This is a genomic window from Streptomyces graminofaciens (assembly GCF_030294945.1).
GTDB lineage: Bacteria > Actinomycetota > Actinomycetes > Streptomycetales > Streptomycetaceae > Streptomyces > Streptomyces graminofaciens.
In genome coordinates this window covers 6,384,240-6,404,357 of sequence record NZ_AP018448.1, presented here as the reverse complement: position 1 = coordinate 6,404,357, position 20,118 = coordinate 6,384,240, and the positions used below count along the sequence as shown (strand labels likewise).

Annotated in this window: 19 protein-coding genes and 3 pseudogenes; 13 read left to right on the top strand and 9 right to left on the bottom strand. The window is 68.6% G+C overall.

What is annotated here, in order from left to right; all coding sequences use genetic code 11:
• The first annotated feature begins 12 nt into the window (after positions 1 to 12).
• Entirely contained in the window at positions 13 to 495 is a 483-nt protein-coding gene (locus SGFS_RS27540) for a type III secretion system chaperone family protein (RefSeq protein ID WP_286254241.1), read from the top strand.
• Between the two features lie 123 nt (positions 496 to 618).
• Here SGFS_RS27540 and SGFS_RS27535 read toward each other — a convergent pair whose 3' ends face one another.
• Entirely contained in the window at positions 619 to 1,290 is a 672-nt protein-coding gene (locus SGFS_RS27535; RefSeq protein ID WP_286254240.1) for a DUF4232 domain-containing protein, read from the bottom strand.
• A gap of 832 nt (positions 1,291 to 2,122) precedes the next feature.
• On the opposite strand from SGFS_RS27535, the gene SGFS_RS27530 reads away from it, so the two are divergent.
• The 6 genes and pseudogenes from SGFS_RS27530 to SGFS_RS27505 all read left to right on the top strand — a co-directional run bounded on the left by SGFS_RS27530 (position 2,123) and on the right by SGFS_RS27505 (position 7,238).
• Positions 2,123 to 3,247, top strand: a complete 1,125-nt coding sequence (locus tag SGFS_RS27530) for a collagen-like triple helix repeat-containing protein (RefSeq protein ID WP_286254239.1) — start codon at positions 2,123 to 2,125, stop codon at positions 3,245 to 3,247.
• Between the two features lie 27 nt (positions 3,248 to 3,274).
• Positions 3,275 to 3,526 (top strand): hypothetical protein, encoded by a 252-nt coding sequence (locus SGFS_RS27525; protein ID WP_286254237.1) that lies wholly within the window; start codon positions 3,275 to 3,277, stop codon positions 3,524 to 3,526.
• A 262-nt stretch (positions 3,527 to 3,788) separates the two neighbouring features.
• The gene (locus SGFS_RS27520; protein ID WP_286254236.1) at positions 3,789 to 4,316 is read left to right on the top strand and encodes an SMI1/KNR4 family protein; all 528 of its coding nucleotides are present in this window, start codon (positions 3,789 to 3,791) and stop codon (positions 4,314 to 4,316) included.
• A 3-nt stretch (positions 4,317 to 4,319) separates the two neighbouring features.
• Positions 4,320 to 4,649: pseudogene (locus tag SGFS_RS27515) on the top strand (site-specific integrase); the annotation flags it as partial.
• A gap of 442 nt (positions 4,650 to 5,091) precedes the next feature.
• On the top strand, positions 5,092 to 5,508 hold the full coding sequence (locus SGFS_RS27510) for a hypothetical protein (RefSeq protein ID WP_286254235.1): 417 nt from the start codon (positions 5,092 to 5,094) through the stop codon (positions 5,506 to 5,508).
• A 1,307-nt stretch (positions 5,509 to 6,815) separates the two neighbouring features.
• The gene (locus tag SGFS_RS27505; RefSeq protein WP_286254234.1) at positions 6,816 to 7,238 is read left to right on the top strand and encodes a hypothetical protein; all 423 of its coding nucleotides are present in this window, start codon (positions 6,816 to 6,818) and stop codon (positions 7,236 to 7,238) included.
• Positions 7,239 to 7,431: 193 nt separating this feature from the next.
• Here the strand turns inward: SGFS_RS27505 and SGFS_RS27500 are convergent, their stop codons facing one another.
• The 3 genes and pseudogenes from SGFS_RS27500 to SGFS_RS27490 all read right to left on the bottom strand — a co-directional run.
• A complete protein-coding gene (locus SGFS_RS27500; protein WP_286254232.1) occupies positions 7,432 to 7,623 on the bottom strand; it encodes a hypothetical protein in 192 nt (63 codons plus the stop codon).
• Between the two features lie 28 nt (positions 7,624 to 7,651).
• The gene (locus SGFS_RS27495; RefSeq protein ID WP_286254231.1) at positions 7,652 to 8,002 is read right to left on the bottom strand and encodes a P-loop nucleotide/nucleoside kinase family protein; all 351 of its coding nucleotides are present in this window, start codon (positions 8,000 to 8,002) and stop codon (positions 7,652 to 7,654) included.
• A pseudogene (locus SGFS_RS27490) lies at positions 7,999 to 8,616 on the bottom strand (UTRA domain-containing protein); the annotation flags it as partial. The gene SGFS_RS27495 and the pseudogene SGFS_RS27490, both read right to left, overlap by 4 nt.
• Before the next feature lie 492 nt (positions 8,617 to 9,108).
• Between SGFS_RS27490 and SGFS_RS27485 the strand changes: the two are divergent.
• Positions 9,109 to 10,343 (top strand): annotated as a pseudogene (locus tag SGFS_RS27485) (tyrosine-type recombinase/integrase).
• A gap of 78 nt (positions 10,344 to 10,421) precedes the next feature.
• Here SGFS_RS27485 and SGFS_RS27480 read toward each other — a convergent pair.
• On the bottom strand, positions 10,422 to 11,183 hold the full coding sequence (locus tag SGFS_RS27480) for a phosphoglyceromutase (RefSeq protein ID WP_286254229.1): 762 nt from the start codon (positions 11,181 to 11,183) through the stop codon (positions 10,422 to 10,424).
• Between the two features lie 209 nt (positions 11,184 to 11,392).
• On the opposite strand from SGFS_RS27480, the gene SGFS_RS27475 reads away from it, so the two are divergent.
• Complete coding sequence (locus SGFS_RS27475) at positions 11,393 to 12,745, top strand: MDR family MFS transporter (protein ID WP_286260085.1); 1,353 nt, start codon at positions 11,393 to 11,395, stop codon at positions 12,743 to 12,745.
• Between the two features lie 48 nt (positions 12,746 to 12,793).
• On the opposite strand, the gene SGFS_RS27470 is transcribed toward SGFS_RS27475, so the two are convergent.
• Entirely contained in the window at positions 12,794 to 13,321 is a 528-nt protein-coding gene (locus SGFS_RS27470; RefSeq protein ID WP_286254227.1) for a hypothetical protein, read from the bottom strand.
• A 460-nt stretch (positions 13,322 to 13,781) separates the two neighbouring features.
• Between SGFS_RS27470 and SGFS_RS27465 the strand changes: the two genes are divergently transcribed.
• Positions 13,782 to 14,663, top strand: a complete 882-nt coding sequence (locus SGFS_RS27465; protein WP_286254225.1) for a hypothetical protein — start codon at positions 13,782 to 13,784, stop codon at positions 14,661 to 14,663.
• 66 nt (positions 14,664 to 14,729) lie between these two features.
• On the opposite strand, the gene SGFS_RS27460 is transcribed toward SGFS_RS27465, so the two are convergent.
• Positions 14,730 to 14,978 carry an SCO4226 family nickel-binding protein gene (locus tag SGFS_RS27460; RefSeq protein ID WP_286254223.1) on the bottom strand — a complete coding sequence of 83 codons (249 nt, stop codon included), beginning with the start codon at positions 14,976 to 14,978 and terminating at the stop codon, positions 14,730 to 14,732.
• Positions 14,979 to 15,159: 181 nt separating this feature from the next.
• Here SGFS_RS27460 and SGFS_RS27455 point away from each other — a divergent pair, with 181 nt between their 5' ends.
• The gene (locus tag SGFS_RS27455; protein ID WP_286254222.1) at positions 15,160 to 15,624 is read left to right on the top strand and encodes a hypothetical protein; all 465 of its coding nucleotides are present in this window, start codon (positions 15,160 to 15,162) and stop codon (positions 15,622 to 15,624) included.
• A 559-nt stretch (positions 15,625 to 16,183) separates the two neighbouring features.
• On the opposite strand, the gene phoU is transcribed toward SGFS_RS27455, so the two are convergent.
• Positions 16,184 to 16,873 (bottom strand): phosphate signaling complex protein PhoU, encoded by a 690-nt coding sequence (gene phoU, locus SGFS_RS27450; protein ID WP_286254220.1) that lies wholly within the window; start codon positions 16,871 to 16,873, stop codon positions 16,184 to 16,186.
• Positions 16,874 to 17,056: 183 nt separating this feature from the next.
• On the opposite strand from phoU, the gene SGFS_RS27445 reads away from it, so the two are divergent.
• On the top strand, positions 17,057 to 18,331 hold the full coding sequence (locus tag SGFS_RS27445) for a sensor histidine kinase (protein ID WP_286254219.1): 1,275 nt from the start codon (positions 17,057 to 17,059) through the stop codon (positions 18,329 to 18,331).
• Positions 18,328 to 19,008, top strand: coding sequence for a response regulator transcription factor (locus tag SGFS_RS27440; protein ID WP_009340348.1), 681 nt, complete (start codon positions 18,328 to 18,330; stop codon positions 19,006 to 19,008). Before SGFS_RS27445 ends, SGFS_RS27440 begins: the two co-directional genes overlap by 4 nt.
• 184 nt (positions 19,009 to 19,192) lie before the next feature.
• Here SGFS_RS27440 and SGFS_RS27435 read toward each other — a convergent pair whose 3' ends face one another.
• Positions 19,193 to 19,876, bottom strand: coding sequence for a copper chaperone PCu(A)C (locus tag SGFS_RS27435; RefSeq protein ID WP_286254216.1), 684 nt, complete (start codon positions 19,874 to 19,876; stop codon positions 19,193 to 19,195).
• Positions 19,877 to 20,118: the final 242 nt, after the last annotated feature.

Below are 20,118 nucleotides of genomic sequence, written 5' to 3'. Positions count from 1 at the left end.
ACGCTTCCCTCCATGGCTGACGAAGCGTCGATCATCGAGCAGGTCCTCACCGAGGCCGAACTGGAGTGGGAGAGCCCGGCACCCGGCAACTACGTCGTCAAACTGCCCGGCACCCGCAAACTCTCGACGACCGTCTCCCTGATCGTCGGCAGGCACTCCCTCTCCCTCAACGCCTTCGTGATCCGCCACCCCGACGAGAACGAGGCGGGCGTCCACCGCTGGCTCCTGGAACGCAACCTCAAGCTGTACGGCGTGAGTTACGCCGTGGACCAGCTCGGCGATGTCTACGTCACCGCACGCCTCCCCCTCTCCGCCGTCACCCCCGAGGGCATCGACGGTCTCCTCGGCCAGGTCCTGGAAGCGGCGGACGGCGCGTTCAACACCCTCCTGGAACTCGGCTTCGCGACGGCGATCCGCAAGGAGTACGCGTGGCGGGTGGCACGGGGGGAGCCGACGCGGAACCTGGACGCGTTCAGCCACTTGACCCGGGAGTGAGCGGGGTCGACGTACTTCGCTGCTGTGAGCCGGCACCCCTCCTGCCCACCCTTCCTGCCCACCCCTCCTGTTCACGTGTCCTGTTCACGTGTCGGACGGCAGGCCCTGCCCAGGGCGGGGCGATCAGTAGGTGAGCGCGTCCTCGGCGGTGCCGAAGAAGGTGGTGACCTGGCTGTCGTTGACCGTGACCGGGCCGTCGTTGATCGGCACCGTCGTGGGGCTCTCGGAAGCGGTGAGCGCGACTTCCACCTTGTCGGCGCTCTTGCCGCCCGCGGTGTCGGCGCGCGAGAACATGATCCCGGCATAGGCGGTCTCGCCGACCTCCAGAATCCAGTCCTTGCCGTCGGGTCCCATGTGCTCGGCGGCGCCGTCGAGCCCCGGAATGGTGATGACCAGCTCGTTTGCCGACAGCAGACAGGGGTCGCTCCCCTTGTTGGCCGCGGTCAGCAAGGCGTGGTTGACGGGCTTGGAGGCGACGGTGACGTTGTAGCTCAAGTCGGTCGTCTCGCACATGCCCACGCCTCCGTCCTGACCGTCGTCGGCCCCGGGCTCCGTCGACGGCGAGGTGCTGTGGCTGTCGGAGGAGCCCCCGCTGCTGCTGCCCCCGTCACCCGGGTCGGCCGTCGCGGGTCTGTCGGCGCCCTTGTCCTTACCCTTGGCGGACGGGCTCGCCGCCGCGCTAGGAGCGGCCGTGTCCTTCTCGGCGTCGCCGTTGCATGCGGTCAGTGCCATGACGCCGATCGAGAGAGCGGCGAGTACGGCGGTGGTACGGCGTGAACGAGCTGCGTAAGTCATGAGAAGCCCCCCGTGTGTCGGAATGTCCTGGCGATCGTGCCTCATGGGCGCGATGCTTCCGCCGACTCGCACCAAGAGGAAGCCGTCTTCGAACAGGTTTGTGACACTGTGACAGTGCTCATCACGCCCCCGTACCGGCCAAGGGGCGGTGGTACGCCGGCCGCAGAGCATGCAGCACTACATTGCAGGCGGCTCCAACACCTCCAACACCTCCAGCACCTCTGACCCCCAAAGGCGGCCGGGTCCGCCCAATAGGCGCCCGCCCAGGGCCAGCGCGGGCCGGATACCGTTCCCCGGAATGAAGATCGTGATCTGGTCCTTCCTCGCCCTGCTCCTCACCGTCTGCGCCATCGGCGGCTCGTGGAGGGCCTGGAGCAGTTGGAAGAGGGCATCTCGCCCCCGGCCCCCGGGAATCGCCGGCATCGAAGAAGCGCACCAGAGACCTTGGCGGCGACGATGACATCTGGCCCGGGCCTGCGAAAAAGCCCCCGATCCGCGCCGTGGGCGCAGGTCGGGGGTGTGATCACACGTTCCCCGCGCTGCCGATGTGGTGCGCCTGCGCTGCCGGGACTCCGCGTCCTGTCCGGTCAGCTGTCCGGCGAAATCATCACGTCTCGTTCGGAGCGCCCGTTTGCCGCTCCGCGTGCCTGCCAGCCCAGTCCTTTAACCCATCTGACCTGCGCGTCAGCCCAACTCTGCTGAGTCCGACGAACCCATCCAAGCACGCCTGGCGGCCATCGCCCTCGCTTGGGCGGACGGTACCTACCGCGCATCAATGACCACAATGAATGAAAATGGTCGAAATGTATGCCGAAACCGCGGAGGCGTGGCGATGCGCGGCAACGCCGAGAACGACGAGGGCTCCGTCGAGGACTACGACGACGAACACGGTGACGAACACGGTGACGAACTCGACGCCGAGCACAGTGACGAGTACGCCAATCCCGAGGCTTACGACGAGGAGTCGGCATCGTTCGAAGAGGAGCCGGCGTACTACGACGAGGAGGACGCAGCCGGTGCGAGCCCTGATGTCTTCCTCGACGTTCCGATCCTGAAGGTCGACGAGATCGACCTGGACGTCGAGGATCTGCGGGCGCATGTCTCGCTGCAGGCCGAGGTGCTGGATCTGCTCAAACTGAATGTGGGCGCCGACGTCTCGCTCGGCCGCGTGCACCTGGGCATCTCGGGCGTCGAGGCACAGGCCCAGCTCAAGGTGCGTCTCCACCACGTCGCACAGATCATCGACCGAGTGCTCACCACGCTCGACCGCAACCCGGAGATCCTTCACGAGCTGGCGCGTGGAGTCGGGTCCGCCGTGCAGGATGTCGGAGTCGGAGCACGTCACGCCGTGGGGGAGCTGGGTACGGGCGCCGGAAGGGCCGTCCAGGAGGTCGGCCAGGGGGCGGGGACCGCCGTCCAGGACGTGGGCCGGGGCGCTGGGGCTGCCGTACGGGATGTGGGGCAGGGCGCCGGGGCTGCCGTGCAGGATGTGGGGCAGGGTGTCGGCTCCGTGGCGCGGGATCTCGGTCAGGGAGCCGGGAGGGCCGTTCAGGACGTGGGCGGTGGTGCCGGGCACGCGGTGGAGGATGTCGGCCGTGAGGCGAGCCGGACTGTCGGCAGTGCCGGCGAGGCGGTGGGCGGCACCGCCACGAGCGTGGCCGAACCGGTTGCGGGTGTGGCCGAACCGGTTGCGGGTGTGACGGAAGCGGCAGGTGACGCGGTACGGGCCGGCGGCGGCGACTCCGTCGCGCACGCTGCGGAGACCGCCGACGCCACTGCGGATCGGACCGAGCCGGACGAGCCGCGTGCGGCGCGCAAGGGCGCGGAGGGAGAGCGGGGCCGGGCCCGCCGGAGTCAAGCGCGCACCCGCACGCGCCGGGCGCGCGGAGAGGACGGGAAGCTGCCGCCAAGATCCAGTCGCCTACGTACCGCCAGGGAGCCGGAGGAGCCGCCCTGAAGGCGAGGGGCGGGAGCCGGGAGCCCGGTGGAGGACATCTTGTTACGGTCGACGGTCCACGCCGAACGGCTCCGCTTCACGCAGGAACCCCAGACGGTCGTTCGCTTCCCCGGCACCGGGAAGCGAGAGTCGACGAGCCACAGCGACCGGATCCACCTACCCGACCCGGTCATCCCCGGTCAGGAATACCAGGACGTCACCGTCGCCTACCACCTCGCGACCCGGCTCACCAGGGAACCGGAGGCCGGGCGGAGCGGTGACGGCGACACGGACAGGTGATCGCAGTGCCAACGGTCGCGGAGTCGGCAGCATGGTGATTTCCGCTTCGGGCGGGACCGGCGGGTGGCGGGACCAGAACGTCAAGCATCAGCTGGGATCCGACACGGCCTGATGGGGGCTGTCCGGTCTAGGGTGATTCAACACTTCGGTTCCAGTTGATGCTTGACGCCCGGGTCGAGTGGCGAGCAAAGCACGTGACCGGCCAGGGCGATCCCTGTGCAGCAGTCATCCAAAGGCATTTGGTGGTCGCTAGCCTGTCCGCGTGATTCATACAGATGATCGACAGTTCCCTGCTGCCCTCGCCGCCGCGCTGGCGATTCCGTTCGACTACAACGACGGTGAGGGGGTCGACTTCGAACCCTTCCGGGCCTTCCTGTCTGCGGAGGAGACCACCGACTGGTTCCGGGCCTGGACTGGCAACGCGGAGCTGAGCGGCGACGACTTCCGCGTGTTCGGCCAGGACGGCTCGGGTGGATACGCGGCGTTCTGGCTGATCCGCATGAGCTGCCCGCTCGTCGATCAGCCTGTGGTCTTCCTCGGTTCCGAGGGCGAGACCGGTGTCGTGGCGCGTGATCTGGGTGCCTTCTTGTGGCTGCTGGCTGGCGGCTTCGGCCCTTGGGAAGCAGCCATCTCTGACGAACCCGACTGGACGCCGTCCCCCAACCACGAACTGGTGGCCGTCGCGGAACGATTCGCGGCCGACCGGCAGCAGTCGGCAACTGCCGTCATTGAGCAGGCGACCTGTGAGTTCCCGGACTTCGATGACACCATTATGGAGCTCTGCCGTTGACTCGCCCGGACGATCTACTCCAACGTGCGGGCCGCGCTGAGTGCGGCCGTGGACGACGGGCACCTTCCCCGGAATCCGTGCTCTGCTCGCTCGGTCCGGCCGCCGGCGGTGGACGTCAGGCGCATCGCTCCCCGGACGCCGGAACGGGTCTTCGCCGTCCAGGCCGCCATGCCTGAGCGGTACCAAGCCATGGTCGACCTGGGCGGCGGCTGCGGACTCCGGCAAGGTGAAATCCGCGGCGTCGCCGTCGACGCGACCGACTTCGAGTCGGACACGCTTCACGTGGTCCAGCAACTGAAGCTGAGCCGCAGCAAGGCCGCGTTCGCTCCGCCCGACGCGCACCTTATGCCGTCGAGCCAGGAGCGCACTCGTGAAGCGCTACAAAGAGCGCATCCTCACGACCAAGGCAATGCTCTACTTCGAGGAACTTGCCGCACGAGCCAAGGCAAGGCCACAGCAAACAGCCCCCTACCAGCGGACAACCCGCAGGTAGGGGGCTTGTTCGGCTCTGCTTACTTCTTCTTGCCCTGGGTCTGGCGGGCCCGTTTTTTGGCCCTGGTCAGGGGGCTAGTTACCCCAACTGACCTGCGTTCGACCCGTCGTTGGTGGTCGTTGTCTGTCGTCGTTGGTCGTCCTCGGAGGTGCCAGAGAGGTTCCGGGACTAGGCCGCTTCGTTCGGATCACCGAACGCTTGGCATGTGAGGGTGATCGTCGAGTCCGGCGCCTCCGGCGGCCTCTGTAGCCTGGCGGTGCTGTAAGTCGGGGGGAGCTGACCGTGGAGAACATCCTGGCCGTGGCCATCGGGGCCGCTATCGGCCTCATAGGGGCGGTGTTCGGTTCGTGGTTCACCGCGCGCCGACAGGACCGCATGTGGCTCCGCGAGCAGAAGCTCAAAGCGGGGATCGGCTTCAACACGGCCGTAGTTCAGCTGCTGGACTACCTGAAGGAAACACAGCTGAGTGACGACGGTCCCGGAGCCAACGAGTTGGCGAACCAGATGCAGGAAGCACGCTCAGCCCTCTACCTGCTCTGTGCCAGCGACACCGTCGATCTCGCCGATGCTCTCGCGCGTCGGGTCTGGAGCACCCGGCCCACCGACGGCAGGGACGACCGCCGGGCCGAGTTCCGAGAGACGCTAGACCTCCTGCGTCGCTTCACCCACCAGCTCCGGCAAGAAATCGCCAGATCGTAGTCCCTCGCCGTGCCCGGGCTAACCCACGGGCCTGGTCCACTTGTCGCTTGTCTTGTCGCTTGTCGGCTCGCAGGTCAGAGCCTGCTCCGGACTACCCCTGCAGTACGGTCCCGTCTTGTCACGACAAGCGACAAGGGCATGAGCGTGCCGGCGCGCCGGGGGAGGAAGGGCAAGAAGGAGCGGCCTACGGCCGCGCGTCTTCGAGGCGCCCACCCGCATCCGTCGCGTGCGATGTCGGCGAAGTACCGCCAGAGCATCGCATCGAGACGCCTCACCCCGCCCTGACGGTCGTCTGACACCTGACGCCGTTACGGCCCCCTGACACCCAACCCCCTAGGCAAACGCGGGTGTCACCCGTTCTAACACCCGCCTGACACCTGACGCTGACACCCTCTGACACCCCGGCCTGACACCTTGCCCCGTACGCGTCCGAGGACGGCATTCCAAGGGCCAGACGGCAGACCAGCGGGCGCGCCGTCGGGCCTCTACCGCTCCGGGGGCTTCTGGAGGCTTTTCCGCAGGGGGCAGGACGGCCGTGCCCACCGCGCCCCTGCCCCCGCCGGAAAAGCCGTCCCTCCTCCCACTACTAGAGAGTTGAGGGAAAACAGCGTCCGCAGCGTCCGCCGGTCCTCTCTTACCGCCTCTGAACTGCACTGTTCCTGTGGACGCTAAACAAAATGTGTAGCGTCCGCCAGTGTCCGCAGCGTCCGGCCACCGCCTGTTACTAAGAGCAGGTTTTCGCAGGTCACGGCGTGCTCTTAGTAAGGGGCGGGTGCGGACGCTGCGGCAGTCCGAAGGAAAAGAGACCACCCCCGCGCCGCCGGGTGGTCTTCGTCCTCAGCCGCGCCAAGTCGGGCTCGCGCTGCGAGCAAGAGGAGCACCGCGCGCCATGGCGTGCTCTTCTTGCTCGTAACACCGGCCGATGGGGCCTCGGGCCCCTCAGAGGGCCGAAGAACGTGCTCTGACCTGGGATGCGACAAGCGACAACACAAGCGACAAGCGAGACGACAAGCAACACGACAAGCGCCCGAGCACTCGGGAGCTCCCGCCCGACGTCTCGTCACACCGTCACACGTGATGGCCGCGTCACACCCAAACCCCTAGGCAGATCCGCTGCGACGAGGGCGGCACACCCGCCCAGAAGGGCCCCGGTCCTAGCCCGGACACCAGGGAACAAGTATCCCAACGGTAGGTTTTTCTCACGCTGGCCACAGCCTGCGTCGCGGCGGCGGGCATGGACCTCCCGCCCGTCACCGAAAAACGAGGGAGCAACGCTGATGGTCGCCTTTCGCGGAAGACCGTCGCACGTGGCAGGCGCCGCACTGGTTCTCGCGCTGGCCACGGCCTGCGGCCCGGCGGACGACGAGGACCTCCCGCCCGTCACCAGAAACCAGGTCATCGGCCACTGGAAGGGGGACTGCGCGGGGACGGGGGCCACGCTCGACCTCGCCGCGGACGGCACCGTCAGTGCCACGAAGTTCCTTGTCCACACCGACGGCATAGAAAATGAGCCACGGCGGGTCGACGGCACTGGCGAGTGGTACCTCTTCGAGGGCGTCGAGGGTGTCACCCCGCAGACCCTCGACCTGAAGCTGGGCAACCGCATCCAGTCACTGGATTACGTCCCCGACGGGAGCGAGCTACGCCTGCGGCTCATCGTCGACCCTGACGCCGGGCTCGACTGCAACTTCGAGAAGGCGGGCCGGCGCCCGGCTCAGCCGACGTCGTAGAACTCCGGGCAGGCAGACCCGCTGTGACGCCCGCGTCACATCACCTCTCACCTGCCCATCACGCCCGCCTACCGGTCAGCGCCACACTTCGGGTAGACCAGCGGAAGCGCGCGACGGAGCCCAGCGGCTAGGGCGGCCGTCGCGCGCGAGCGCAGCTCGCTGCCAAGAGTCGCGCGGCCATAGGCCGCACCTTCTAGCCTCTGCTCTGACGGGGCGCTGGATCGTCTTCCAGCACCTTCAGTACCGAATCAGGGTCGCCGTCGTAGACCAAGTGCGGCTCTTCTGGCGCGGGAGGTACGAACCGATTCCGGTAGCGGATCAGGTCGCTCTCCGCGAAGTAGATCGAGTTCGGATCGGCTTCGTGCCGCGCGTTGCGCTTGCTCACCCGCGACCAGAGTTCTTCGTGGCTGGCCTCAAAGGTAGACCACCACAGAGTGCGCGCCCGCATCAGTCGCGATTGACCGCCAGTGAGCACGGTCGTCCGGCGTCCAGAAACCATGGTCGACCACCACATCGCGCCCGGCCCGGAGTTGCTGGCGAAGCTCTACGGAGATCTCTTCGAGGACAGGACGCTCAAGGGTCGGAAACGTCCCCCGGGGGAAGTCGACCCCGTACACGCCGTGTCGGCGGTACATCTCTTCGTCTGGGCACAGCCTGACGAAGCCACGGGCTGTCAGCGCACGCGACAGAGTCGTCTTTCCCGAGCCGGGAAGCCCCGCCGTCGGGACGCAGAACGGCCGGCGGGCGTCGTTGGCGGCTGTCACTGCGCGACTTCCGATTCCGTTCGCCACTTGCGGCCGGGGACTCCGAGGTCAACGCCGTACTCAACAACGTTGCCCTCGCTGTCAACGAACTTTGCCGTCATCACGACCACTGGTTCTCTGGGCGGGTCCGCAGGGTCCAACTCCAAGAGCCGTCCCCCGGCGTCAGCAGGCGCGCCGAAGCGGTGTCGATCCGGTGAGTGATCGGGCGGTCGGTGGTCTGGGCAATGAGCTGTAGCGAAGTTCCGCCGGTCAGACGCTCGCTCTTCGCTAGTTGCGGGATCAGCCTGCCGTACCGGTCAGGAATCCATGAGGTCGAGTGCGCGACGATGCCGTGCCGGTCGCGATACACACGGCGCCGCCTGATCACATCCGAGCCAGGCGTGATGTCCAGCGCCTGCGCCCCGTCTGCGGGTGCCGCCCACAACTGCCGCCTGGTGGGAGTCGGACCGTTCTCCGTCTCCCCAACTGGACCCGGTACGGCGTCCTCGGTCCTGCCACTGGGCTCCCGAGGACATCGGGGCGGGACGGTCCAGTACCTCCGTCCCGATTCCGTGAATCCCCCTGACAAGCCCCTCGTTGCGCAGCTTCCCTAACGCCTTTTCGGCCGTCGCGGTGCGCAAAGGACCTGTTGGGGAGGCGGAGAGGCACTGTCGGAACCCTCCCGGAAACCGGCCCTGGAAGCCCTTCGGAGCACCTGTCTCCGCCTCCCCGCCGGGCCCCGCCGGACACCGCGACCGGCAGGGAGGAACGCTCGCCCGGTCAAGGGAGACAGGGAGAACTCCCTGACCACCTCCCTGGCCCGCCTCCCTCTCCCTGACCAGCGCAGACACCCCCTCAGGGAGGCAGGGAGGCACACCCCCGACACCCCCGAAAACCCCCCTCAGGAAGCCGCCCGGCACCCTGTCTCCGCCTCCCTGAACCACCGCCGGACGCTGCTATCGGTAGCAACCCCACCCGCTACCGGTAGCAACCCCGCTAGCAACCCAAACCCCCAGTGATCAGGCCCGTGGCAAGTAGCGGGCCCGGCCCACCACACCCCAAAACCGGCCGGAGAGCTGCCCCTTGGCTCTCCCGCTCCCTGCTACCGACCGAAGGAGACAGCCCTCATGGCTGGCCACATCTTCGACCGCTGGATCAAGACCACCACCGGTACCGACGGCAAGACCGTCCGAGCAAGACCGACCGTTACCGCACGGGGATGCGCTACCAAGCCCGCTACCTCACGCCCGACGGCAAGCGAAAGAACAAGTCCTTCCCCGACGGACAGAAGCGCATCGCCGAGCAGTGGCTGAGCGCCATGCAAGCGGACCTGGCGCGCGGCGACTTCATCGACCCGAACGCGTCCCGTACGACGTTCCAGGAGTTCGCGGAGAAGTGGCTCGCGAGTCAGAGCGGCGATCCCAACACCCGTGCGTCAATGGAGTCTCAGCTCAAGCTGCACGCCTTCCCCCGCATCGGGGCGCGTCAGCTCGGATCGTTCCAGCCGAGCCACATCCGGGAGTTCGTGACGCAGCTCGAAGCGTCCGGCATGTCCGGCGCGTACGCACGTGTCATCTTCTCTAACGTCCGTGCCGTGCTCTCGGCAGCCGTAGAGGACGGATGCCTACACCGGAACCCCTGCCACTCGCACACGGTGACCCCGCCGGCCATCGGTGCGCGCCGCGTCGTCCCCTGGGAGCCTGAGCGCGTCTTCGCCATGCGCGCCGCCATGGTCGACCGCTTCCGACCGATGGTCGACGTGGGCGCCGGATGCGGCCTGCAGCAAGCGGAGATCCTCGGGCTGTCCGTGGATGACATCGACTTCGACAGCGGCACCGTGCACGTGGTGCAGCAACTCAAGCTGAGCCTGAGCAAGGCAGTGTTCGCGCCCCCGAAGGGCGGCAAGCTCCGTGACGTGCCGCTGCCCGATCCCGTGGCAGAGGCGCTACAGGAGCACATCAAGCGGTTCCCGCCTGTGGAGATCAAGCTCCCGTGGATGCGGGCGAACGGCCAACCGGTGACCCGGCGGCTCATCTTCACGGGCCCCAACGGCGGGCACGTCTGGCGTACGTCGCTGAACGAAGACCACTGGAAGCCCGCTCTCGCCAAGGCGGGCGTCATCCCGAAGGCCAAGAGCCGCGAGCACGCCGCCGCCCGCGAGCACGGCATGCACGCGCTACGGCACTTCTACGCGTCCGTGCTCCTGGATGCCGGGGAGAGCATCAAGGCCCTCGCGGAGTACCTCGGTCACTCGGACCCAGGGCTGACGCTGAAGGTGTACGAGCATCTCATGCCGAGCAGCCGGGAGCGGGCTCGGAAGGCTCTCGGGCAGGCTCTCCGGCCGCAAGATCACACGGACTGAGGTTCCAGAGAGGTTCCACAGCATGGAAACGCCCCTGAGTCGCGTCGTATGCGCAGCTCAGGGGCATGATCACAAAACCTACTTCTTCTTGCCCTGGTTCTTGACCGCCTCGATCGCCGCGGCCGCCGCGTCCGGGTCGAGGTAGGTGCCGCCGGGGTTCAGGGGCTTGAAGTCGGCGTCCAGTTCGTAGGACAGAGGGATGCCCGTCGGGATGTTCAGGCCCGCGATGTCCTCGTCCGAGACGCCGTCGAGGTGCTTGACGAGGGCGCGGAGGCTGTTGCCGTGGGCCGCGACCAGGACCGTACGGCCGGCCAGGAGGTCGGGGACGATGCCGTCGTACCAGTACGGGAGCATGCGGACGACGACGTCCTTCAGGCACTCCGTGCGAGGGCGCAGCTCCGGCGGGATCGTCGCGTAGCGCGGGTCGGCGGCCTGCGAGAACTCCGAGTCGTCCGCGAGGGGCGGCGGCGGGGTGTCGTACGAGCGGCGCCACAGCATGAACTGCTCCTCGCCGAACTCGGCCAGGGTCTGCGCCTTGTCCTTGCCCTGGAGGGCGCCGTAGTGGCGCTCGTTCAGACGCCAGCTGCGGTGGACCGGGATCCAGTGGCGGTCGGCGGATTCCAGGGCCAGCTGCGCGGTGCGGATGGCGCGTCGCTGGAGGGAGGTGTGCAGCACGTCCGGGAGCAGGCCGGCGTCCTTGAGCAGCTCACCGCCGCGCGTCGCCTCCTTCTCGCCCTTCGGAGTGAGGTTGACGTCCACCCAGCCGGTGAACAGGTTCTTCTCGTTCCACTCGCTCTCGCCGTGGCGGAGCAGGATCAGCTTGTACGGTGCGTCGGCCATGGCTCCGAGCGTAATCGACGGCCGGGAGCGGTGACGTGCCCGGTCAGTGGGCGGACAAGGCGGTAATCGAGTGGCCTCCGGTGGGCCGTACACGTAAGTTGTGCATGCCGCCTGAGCCGCTTACATGGTCCTTGCGCCACTTGCCTCACTTGCGCCATTTGCGCGCCTTGTGAGCCGCTTCGACCGTCTGATCCGTGGGGGGACCCCTTATGCCGCTAGTCGCCGCGAGACGCGCCCTTCGGGAGACCGTCTCGGGACTGCCCCGTGAGTTCTGGTGGCTGTGGACCAGCACGCTGGTCAACCGGCTCGGCGCGTTCGTGGCGACGTTCATGGCGCTCTATCTGACGCTCGACCGCGGCTATTCCGCCGCGTACGCCGGCCTGGTCGCCTCGCTCCACGGGTTCGGCGGTGTCGTCTCCTCCCTCGGCGGCGGTGTCATGGCCGACCGGCTCGGGCGGCGGCCCACCCTGCTGATCGCCCAGGGCTCGACGGCCGTCTCCGTCGCGCTGCTCGGCTTCGTCACGGACCCCGTCGCGATCGCGGCCGTGGCCTTCCTCGTGGGCGCGACGAGCAACGCCTCCCGCCCGGCCGTGCAGGCGATGATGGCGGACATCGTCCGGCCCGAGGACCGCGTCCGCGCGTTCTCCCTCAACTACTGGGCCATCAACCTCGGTTTCGCCGTCTCCGCCATGGCCGCCGGGTTCATCGCCGAGGTCAGTTACCGCGCCGGGTTTTTGATCGAGGCCGGTATGACCATGGCCTGCGCGATCGTCGTCTTCCTGAAGTTGCCGGAGTCCCGGCCCGATGTGACCGCCGCCAAGACCGCCGCCGGGCTCGGGCCCGAGCCCGAGAGCGGACTCGGCACCGTACTGCGCGACGGCCGTTTCATGAGCGTCGTCGGCCTGTCCTTCCTCATCGCCCTGATCTTCCAGCAGGGCTCGGTCGGCCTGCCGGTCGCGATGGGCGAGGCCGGGTTCACGCCCGCGGAGTACGGCCTCGCCATCGCCGTCAACGGCGTCCTGATCGTCGCCCTCCAGATCCCCGTCACCCGCTTCATCGAACACCGGGACCCCGGACGGCTTCTCGTCGGCTCCGCGCTCCTCGCCGGCTACGGCTTCGGCCTGACCGCCTTCGCTGGCTCGGTCGGCGTCTTCGCCCTCACGGTGTGCGTGTGGACCCTGGCCGAGATCGTCAACGCGCCCACCCAGACCGGCCTGGTCGTCCGCCTCTCCCCGCTCCACGGCCGCGGCCGCTACCAGGGCATGTACACCATGTCCTGGTCCGTCGCCGCCCTCGTCGCTCCGCTCATGTCCGGCCTCGTCATCGACCGGTGGGGGGCGGAATGGCTGTGGGGGATATGCGCGGTGGTGGGGACGGTGGCGGCGGTGGGGTACTGGGGGCTGACGCGGCGGCTGGCGGAGGAGAGCCAGGTCCAGACGGACAACCGAGTTCAGGAGGAGAACCGGGTTCAGGAGGAAAACCAGGTTTGGGAGGGGAGCCAGGTCCAGGGGGAGGGCGAGGTGCGCGAGGAGGCTGGGGGGACTTCGGCGCGGCAGCCCTGAGGTTGGGTACGTTGCTGAACTTGCGTACTCCTGAGGCGGTTTGCCCCGTCACGCGTACGACCACCGCCAAGCGTTCGAGCTGTACGTGCACTTGATCCTCGCGCCGCTCGCTGTAGTGGTCACGGCGCCGTGGTCGACGTTCCGGCAGAACTGGCCGGCCGAGTAGCAGTTGCCCGAGTTGGAGACGATCGAGCACGTTCCGGTGCTGTCCCCGCTGTCCCCGCTGTCCCCGCTGTCCCCGCTGTCGCCGTCGGCATCGGAGCTGTCCGCCGCCTCCGCCGCGGCCGTCTTGGTGACGGTGACCGTGGGGCGGGGCTTCGCCTTGGCCTTGACGGTCTCGGTGACGGTCGGGCCGGGCTCCGGCGTGGCCGTCACCGTGGCCGTCGCCGTGACGGTCGTCGCGGGCTTGACCTTGGTCTCGACCGGCTGTTGGCCGTCGTCCCCCGTGGAGCCGATGAACGCGCCCGCGATGAACAGGGCCGAGCCGCCGACCCACACCAGTACGCGCTTGTGGAGCGGCCGGGTGTCCGGCGTGCGCGGCGTCGGAGGTATGGGCGCGGTGTACGGGTTGGTCATGTGGTCGTCCCCCCAGGGTGTTTCGGGTGGAGTGACCGTAGTGCCCGGGGGAGTGGTGTGTGGAGAGATGTGCGGGAGAGGTGACTATTCCGTGATCATTTAGGGGTCTGTGTGGTCGGGGGGCTCGCGACCGGCGAATGTCCGGCGGTTCCGGACGGCGGCTCCGGACGGCGGCTCCGGAGGGCGGCTCCCGACGGGTGGATTCCGACGGATGGCTCCGGACGAGTGGATCCGGATGGGTGGAACCGGTACCTGGTTGGACCATGCCGCGTGGCGTGGTCGCTTGACGGCGGTCTTGGCTGGTAGGGGCGCTGCGAGGGCTGGTGGCCATCGTCGGTCGGTGTCCTCGTGCGTATTCGCCCACACGCGAATACGTACGAATAGGAACGAATAGGCGCGAATGCGCATGAATAGGAACGAATAAGAACGAGTAAACGTGAATCGAATCGAGGAGCACACGTTGAAGAGCACACACAAGGGCCCGTTGGAGGTAAGGGGCCCGTTGGAGGTCAGGCGGCACCGGGCGACCGCCCTCGGGGCCGCCGCAGTGCTCGGCCTCTGCCTCGCCCTGCTGCCCGTGGCGCCCGCGCATGCCGTGACCGTCGTGCCCTGCGGGAACGTCGCCGCTCTCAGGGCCGCGATCACCGCCTCCAACACGAGCAACGAGGCCATCGCCCTGGCGCCCAGCTGTACCTACACCCTCACGGACACCGTGAGCCCGAGCAACGGGCTGCCGAACGTCACCGGCACGTTCACCATCAGCGGGTACAACACCACCATCAGTCGCTCGTCGGCGGCCGGCACCCCCCACTTCCGTCTCTTCGAAGTCGCGTCGGGCGGCAAGCTGACCCTGAACTCGATCCACGTCGTCAACGGTCAGGTGTCCACCGGTGACTCCGGCGGCGCCATCCGCGTCTCCGACCCCGGCAGCTCCCTCACCGTGCAGAGCGGCAGTGTCCGGGAGAGCCGCGCCGGGTTCGGCGGGGGTATCCGCAGCCGGTCCGGCGCCTCCGTCACGCTCAACTCCACCGCCGTCATCGAGAACGAGGCCGATGAGAGCGGCGGAGGTGTCAGCCACGCCGGCAGCACCCTGACCCTCAACGCCACCACGGTGCAGGCGAACACCGCCGACGCCGAGGGCGGTGGCCTGCGCACCACCTCGCCCGCCCGCGCCACGCTGATGACCAGCCGCGTGATCGGCAACACCGCGAACGGCCCGCTCGGCGGTGGCGGCATCTACGAGGGCAGTGGCAGCCAGGTCAGCCTCTTCTTCGCCACCGTCACCGGCAACACCCCCAACCAGTGCCGCCCGACAGGAGCCGTCCCGGGCTGCACGGGCTGACCTCAGAGCCCTCCGCCACGGGCTCCCTCATCCCGCAGGGGGCCGTCCTCCCGTCCCGTGAACCGCTCAGACCGACAGCGGGACCGCGTGGATCTCGTCCGCCTTGTGACCGGTCCGCTCGTGGATGCGCTGGACCGCTTCCGCCGAGGGGGCCTCCGACAGGCAGTAGACGGTGCCGGAGTTCGGGTCCGCCCAGGCCCGTTCGAAGTGCACGCCCTCCTCCTTCTCAATGGCGAGGTCCGCCTGGTGGGCCGCCTGCAGCTGGTCGCGGGTGATGCCCTTCATCCCATGGTGGACGTCCATGAACTGCGTCATGGCCTCGCACCTCCTTCCTTGTCTCTCCCCCGTCCGTTTCGCTTCCGCGCCCCTCCCCTCCTCCCCTCCTCCCCTCCCCTCCTCTCTCCGCCTCTCCCCTCCATGCTGCGCTCGTACGGGCGTACGAGCGACCTCTCGCGCGGCGGGGGCGTGACACGCGTGTGCGATAGCGTCCCCGGCCATGCGTAGACACAGGGTGGGGATATGGGTGGCCGCGGCGGTGGCTGCCTTCGGCGCGGTAATCGGGGTGGGGGCCACGCTCGTGGTGTCCCCGGCCGGGTACGTCCTGTTCGAGTACGGGTGCGGGGACTCGGAGGAGGACCTCGGAGAGGCGCTGGCGGCCGACGCCGTGCTCGACGTGGCGCCGGACGGGGCCGGGGAGAAGGAGTCGTACGAGTCGTGCGACGACGACGATCTGTTCGTGGTCGCCGGGCACTCGTACACGTACGACGGGACCCATGAGGCCGCCCTTGCCCACTACCGCGAGGCCGCGCAGGCGGGCGGCTGGAGGCAGCGCGAGGGCGACTGCTTCAGCAAGGAGATCGACGGGACCGACGCGTATCTGACCGTGGACGGGCCGGCCGACGGCTCCCTGGCGGTCGAGATCGTCGCCGCCCGGGAGAGCCTCGAAGACTGGGCGTGCTGAGCCCGACCCCAGCATGAAGGAAGGGGGCCCGCCACCGAGGACGGGCCCCCTTCATCCACGTACGAGTCGACCAAGTACGAGTCATCCACGTACGAGTCACCTACATACGAGACCTCACACACTCACGAGAGCAGCCGGACTCAACCGCACTGGCACGGACTGCCGGACTGGCACCCGCACCCGCATCCGGAGCCGCAACCGCACGCGCCGAACAGCGGCAGGCTCTTGATGTCGGCCGGCTGCTGGGTGTCGCGCTGCTGTGTCGGATCGGGCGTACCGGGGCTGGGGCTGGGGGATTCGGCCATGGTCCCTGTCCCTCCTCAAAGGGCATCGAAGGCATCGAAGGCATCGGAGACTTCGAAGGCTGGTGCCTGTGCCCATGTGATGCCCATTGCAGGCCCGCTCAGCCGGGCGCATCAACGGCGCACAGAGGCGTCCGCAAGCCCTCCGACAGCAACCCGAAACCGCAAGCCCTCCCGCGCCATCCCGGCACCGCCGATCCCGATCCCGGCAACGCCGATCCCGCTCCCGGCACCACCAATCCCGGCATCCTTGGGGACTACGCCCCCTCCACCCCCGTCACCGGCTGGATGTCCGGCTGGAGGTCGTCCGCGTGCTCACCCGTCACCAGGTACACCACCCGCTTGGCGACCGACACCGCGTGGTCGGCGAAGCGCTCGTAGTAGCGGCCGAGCAGGGTTACGTCGACGGCGGTCTCGATGCCGTGCTTCCAGCGGTCGTCCATCAGGTGCTGGAAGAGCGTGCGGTGCAGGAGGTCCATGGCGTCGTCGTCCTGCTCCAGCTGGAGCGCCAGGTCGACGTCCTTGGTGATGACGACCTCGGCCGCCTTGGCCATCAGCCGCTGGGCGAGCTGGCCCATCTCCAGGATCGTGGCGTGCAGGTCGCGCGGGACCGCGCGGTCCGGGAAGCGCAGCCGGGCCAGCTTCGCCACATGCTGGGCGAGGTCGCCGGAGCGCTCGAGGTCGGCGGACATGCGCAGCGAGGTCACGACGATACGGAGGTCCGTGGCGACCGGCTGCTGCCGGGCGAGCAGTGCTATCGCGCGGGCCTCCAGATCGTGCTGGAGGTCGTCGACCTTCTGGTCGGCCTCGATGACGCTCTCGGCCAGCTTCAGGTCGGCGTCGAGCATGGCGGTGGTGGCGCGTCCGATCGCCGACCCCACCAGCCGGGCCATCTCGACCAAGCCCTCGCCGATCGAGTCCAGTTCCTCGTGGTACGCGTCCCGCATCAGGGTGTTCCTCTCTTACGTCCGCTCGTGAACCCCACGCTCCCACGATCCGGCCTGTACGCGTCGGTTTCCGGCATCCCAAATGAACCAATACTGGCTCCAAGGTGAACTCTGGGCGACGAGTGTTCGAGGTCGCCCTTCGATGGCTGTGGGGATGTCGGACCTCGTGCCTAACCTGGACGCATGGACGTGAACGCGGCGGTCGCCGCAGCGGCAGCGATCGCCGGAGTACTCACCGGTGTCATCGCCATGCTCGCGTTCCGCTTCAGCGAGCGCGAGCAGAAGCGTCCGACCAGGACCTCGCTGCACACGGACCCGGTGCTTCCGCCCGGTGTGGACACGGTCCTGTCCGTGCTCCGCTCCTCCGCCGTCGTGCTCGACGAGGCCGACGCGGTCGTCAAGGCCAGCTCGGCCGCGTACGCCCTCGGTCTCGTCCGGGGCGGAAAGCTCGCCATCGAGCCGATGCTCCAGATGGCCCGTGACACGCGCCGGGACGGCGAGATACGCCAGGTCGAGCTGGACCTGCCCAGGCGCGGCACGGGACGCGGCGAGGCGCTCGCCGTCTCCGCGCGGGTCGCGCCGCTGGGCTCCCGGCTCGTGCTGCTCCTTGTCGAGGACCTGACCGAGGCCCGCCGCATAGAGGCCGTACGACGGGACTTCGTGGCCAATGTCAGTCACGAGCTGAAGACGCCCGTCGGGGCGCTCTCCCTCCTCTCCGAGGCCGTCATGGGAGCGTCTGACGATCCCGAGGCGGTGGAACGGTTCGCCGGGCGGATGCAGATCGAGGCGACCCGGCTGACCAACCTCGTGCAGGAGCTGATCGACCTCTCCCGGGTGCAGAACGACGACCCGCTGGAGGACGCCGAGCCCGTGCGCGTGGACGAGCTGGTCGCCGAGGCCATCGACCGCTGCCGCCACCAGGCCGGCACCAAGCAGATCACCATGGCCGCCGGAGGCGCCGCCGAACTGCGGGTCTGGGGGAACCGCGGCCAGCTCGCCGCGGCCCTCGGCAACCTCGTCGAGAACGCCGTCAACTACTCACCGGCCCGCACCCGCGTCGGCATAGCCGCCCGCCGCGTGGCGGGCCCGGGCGGAGAGCTGATCGAGCTGTCCGTGACCGACCAGGGCATAGGCATCTCCGACAAGGACAAGGAGCGCATCTTCGAGCGCTTCTACCGCGTGGACCCGGCCCGCTCCCGCCAGACGGGCGGTACGGGCCTCGGTCTCGCGATCGTCAAGCACGTGGCCGCCTCGCACGGCGGGGAGGTCTCGGTGTGGAGCTCCGAGGGTCAGGGCTCCACGTTCACCCTCAAACTGCCGGAGGCGGGCGCGGCCCGCGACCGCGCAGCGCAGCACCCGGACCTCGACGACGAGGACGGACAACCTCACACTCATCACACCGATCACGCTGAGTCATCCCCGTACGAACCGCTTCCCGCCCCGGAGGTCCTTCCGTGACCCGAGTGCTCGTCGTCGAGGACGAGGAGTCCTTCTCCGACGCCCTGTCCTACATGCTCCGCAAAGAGGGCTTCGAGGTCGCCATCGCGACCACCGGACCCGACGGTCTCGACGAGTTCGAGCGCAACGGAGCCGACCTCGTCCTCCTCGACCTGATGCTGCCCGGCCTGCCGGGCACCGAGGTCTGCCGCCAGCTGCGCGGCCGTTCGAACGTCCCGGTCATCATGGTGACCGCCAAGGACAGCGAGATCGACAAGGTCGTGGGCCTGGAAATAGGAGCCGATGACTATGTCACCAAGCCCTTCTCCTCCCGCGAGCTCGTCGCCCGTATCCGGGCCGTACTGCGGCGCCGCGGCGAGCCCGAGGAGGTCACCCCGGCCGCGCTGGAGGCCGGCCCCGTCCGCATGGACGTGGACCGTCACGTGGTCACGGTCTCCGGCTCCAAGGTCGACCTCCCCCTCAAGGAGTTCGACCTGCTCGAAATGCTGCTGCGCAACGCGGGCCGTGTTCTGACCCGCATGCAGCTCATCGACAGAGTCTGGGGCGCGGACTACGTGGGCGACACCAAAACCCTCGACGTCCACGTCAAGCGCCTCCGCGCCAAGATCGAGCCCGACCCGGGCGCGCCGAGATATCTGGTGACGGTGCGTGGGCTGGGTTACAAGTTCGAGCCGTAGGCCGATCCACGGTTCGTAGGCCGATCCACGGTTCGTACGCCGATCCACGGTTCGTACGCCGATCCACGGTTCGTACGCCGATAGGCGATGGGGCCGTGCACAGGATGTACGGCGTACGACGAAGGGCGGCGCCCCCCCCAGCCGGGGGGCGCCGCCCTTTCGTGTGTCTGCGTGGGTGCGGGGCTCAGTGGCCCGCGGCCTCGCTGGACTCCGAGGCCGAGTTGGACGGGGAGGCCTCCGAGCCCGCGGCGGCCTGGTCCTCCTCCTCGGCGGTGCCCGTGGGGGACCCGGAGGGGGAGGCCGAGTCGGTCGGCTCGGCGCTCGCGGCGGGGACCTCGGGGATGTCGGTCGGGCCCCACTTCTCGAAGTAGCTCTCGGCGGGGACGACGAACGCGGCGAGGCCGACGTCACCGGTCTTGCTGAAGCTGAAGGTGATCTTCTGCGCGTTGCCGTCCTTGACGGCGTCACCGACGCTCGTCAGCACCGCGGAGGCGTTGTCCTTGCCGCCGATGATGACCGAACCGCCGGCCGGGACCACGATCTTGGCGCCCTTGGACGCCTGGTCCTTGGCGGGCTTCAGCTCGGCGGTCTTGCCGCCCTCGTCCACGGTGATGGAGTCGAGCGTCTGGTCGGTGCTGCCGTTGTTGAAGACGGTCGCGGAGATCACGGCCGGACCCGTCGACTCCGGGTCGGGCTGGGTCACCACGATCGCGTTCTGGATCTTGATGTCGCCCACGGCCGTGGCCGCGTTGTCGGGCCTGACCTGGAGCGTCTGAGCGTTGTTGCCGGCGCCGCACGCGGCGAGCGAGGCGATCGAGAACGCGATGGCGGCGGCGGCGAGGGCGCCGTGTCGAAGGCTGCTGCTCACGGCGGCGGCAACTCCTTGAACGTGGGCGGAACGGGGCGGGCGATCGGTACGGGTTCGGGCGGCCCCACGGCTGTAAAACCGCCCTAAGCGTCTGTCAGCGGCCTTAGGTTACCGAGCCGTTCCGCCGCCGCCGCACCCGACCCTCCCCAAGACACCGGCTTGGTCCGACCAGGGGGACTCGCATTTAGTGGACGCGGGCGCCCACAGGGGTGGTCCGCCATTCACATAACCGCCGCGGATCT

Coding starts and splice junctions, on each gene's coding strand:
- phoU (WP_286254220.1), bottom strand. CDS start 16,873: ATGCGGGACGCGTACCACGAGGAACTGGACTCGATCGGCGAGGGCTTG.
- SGFS_RS27475 (WP_286260085.1), top strand. CDS start 11,393: ATGCCGCTAGTCGCCGCGAGACGCGCCCTTCGGGAGACCGTCTCGGGA.
- SGFS_RS27535 (WP_286254240.1), bottom strand. CDS start 1,290: ATGACTTACGCAGCTCGTTCACGCCGTACCACCGCCGTACTCGCCGCT.
- SGFS_RS27470 (WP_286254227.1), bottom strand. CDS start 13,321: ATGACCAACCCGTACACCGCGCCCATACCTCCGACGCCGCGCACGCCG.
- SGFS_RS27445 (WP_286254219.1), top strand. CDS start 17,057: ATGGACGTGAACGCGGCGGTCGCCGCAGCGGCAGCGATCGCCGGAGTA.
- SGFS_RS27530 (WP_286254239.1), top strand. CDS start 2,123: ATGCGCGGCAACGCCGAGAACGACGAGGGCTCCGTCGAGGACTACGAC.
- SGFS_RS27455 (WP_286254222.1), top strand. CDS start 15,160: ATGCGTAGACACAGGGTGGGGATATGGGTGGCCGCGGCGGTGGCTGCC.
- SGFS_RS27480 (WP_286254229.1), bottom strand. CDS start 11,183: ATGGCCGACGCACCGTACAAGCTGATCCTGCTCCGCCACGGCGAGAGC.
- SGFS_RS27540 (WP_286254241.1), top strand. CDS start 13: ATGGCTGACGAAGCGTCGATCATCGAGCAGGTCCTCACCGAGGCCGAA.
- SGFS_RS27460 (WP_286254223.1), bottom strand. CDS start 14,978: ATGACGCAGTTCATGGACGTCCACCATGGGATGAAGGGCATCACCCGC.